Below are 1,432 nucleotides of genomic sequence, written 5' to 3' on the forward strand. Positions count from 1 at the left end.
TGAACTGGTCCCAAGAAGTTGGACTGGCCAAGTAAAAGCTTAGGCCGCTAGGGCCTGGGTCCGGTATTCCACCGGGCTCAGGCCCTTCAGCGTTGAATGTGCCCTCTCGGTGTTGAACCAGGTGATGTAGGCATTGATCGCTGTGGTCAGTGCCTCGACGGTGAGGAACGTGGTGTTGCAGTAGAGCTCGTCCTTCAGATGCCCGAAGAAACTCTCCATCACGGCATTGTCGAGGCAATTGCCCCTGCGCGACATCGACTGGATCGCTCGGCCGTTCAGGAGCTGTCGCCAGGAAGCGTGCTGATACTGAAAGCCTTGATCGGAGTGCACGATGGGTTTCTGGTCTGATGGCAACCCCACCAATGCTTGCCGCAGCGAGGTATTGGTCAATACCAGGTTCGGGGAGGTCCCGGTCGTGTGGCCGATGATCTGCCGGTCGAAGAGGTCCATCACCGTCGAGAGATAGACCTTCCGCTCTCCGACGCGGAATTCAGTCACGTCGGTGACCCACTTCTGGTTCGGGGCGGTCGTGGTGAAGTCTCGTTCCAAGCGGTTGGCAGCGATCTGGCCGATCTTGCCCTTGAACGAGGTGTAGCGCTTGCGGCGGATCTGACACCGCAGCCCCAGGGCTCGCATGAGCTTGAGGACCGTCTTCTTCGACACCACCCATCCCGTCCGGCGCAGCCGGTCGTGGATCCGTCGGTGCCCGTAACGGCCGGCGAAATGGTGGAAGAACCGCTGAATCTCGGCCTTCAACGCGGCGTGCTTGTCCGCGGTGTCCAGGCGTGCCTGGTGGTAGAAGAACGTCGATCGGGCAAGAGAAGCGACGGTGAGAAGTGTGGTGAGTGAGTGTTCAGCCTTGAGGGCGAGGACGGCATTCACTTTGTCCGTCGTTGTTGCTCCCTCAAGGCCCGCAATTTTCCCAGGTAAGCGTTCTCAGCCCGAAGATACTCGACCTCGCGTCGTAGCTGTTGAAGCTCCGACTCCTCGCCGTCCTGAGTCGATGCTAATCGGCGTGGCCGGCCACGTGGTCGTGGCTTCAGGGCATCCTCGCCCCTGGCACGGTAGTTCCTCGCCCACGTCTCGATGAGTTTCGGCGAGGACAGGTCGAACTCGCGGGCGAGATCGACCTTGGGTTCCCCGCACAGGAAGCGCGTGACGACCGCCAGCTTGATCTCAAACGAGTAGGACTGTTTCGTCGGTTTGGTCACCAGTGCTCCTCGACCACGAACGCGCCAGCGATGGTAGAGCCGCTTCACGGCTGACCTACTCACGCAGATTTCCCTCGCGACTGATCGCTCGCCGCGTCCTTCCTCAAAGCAGGCTACCGCGTAGATGCGCTGCTCCTGCGTCAGAGCACTCTGCTTCCCCATGAACTGACCCCCGGGAGTTGGAACCGAATTACTCAGTCCAACTCCCGGGGGTCAGTTCA

Annotated in this window: 2 protein-coding genes; both read right to left on the minus strand. The window is 60.5% G+C overall.

Features of this window, described 5'->3' with window-relative positions:
- Positions 1-39: 39 nt before the first annotated feature.
- The gene (locus EWV37_RS15395) at positions 40-882 is read right to left on the minus strand and encodes an IS3 family transposase (protein ID WP_016997196.1); all 843 of its coding nucleotides are present in this window, start codon (positions 880-882) and stop codon (positions 40-42) included.
- Positions 879-1,211 carry a helix-turn-helix domain-containing protein gene (locus EWV37_RS15745; RefSeq protein ID WP_031272986.1) on the minus strand — a complete coding sequence of 111 codons (333 nt, stop codon included), beginning with the start codon at positions 1,209-1,211 and terminating at the stop codon, positions 879-881. The genes EWV37_RS15395 and EWV37_RS15745 overlap by 4 nt, the downstream gene beginning before the upstream one ends.
- Positions 1,212-1,432 lie beyond the last annotated feature (221 nt).

The organism is Kocuria carniphila (assembly GCF_004136555.1).
GTDB lineage: Bacteria > Actinomycetota > Actinomycetes > Actinomycetales > Micrococcaceae > Kocuria > Kocuria carniphila.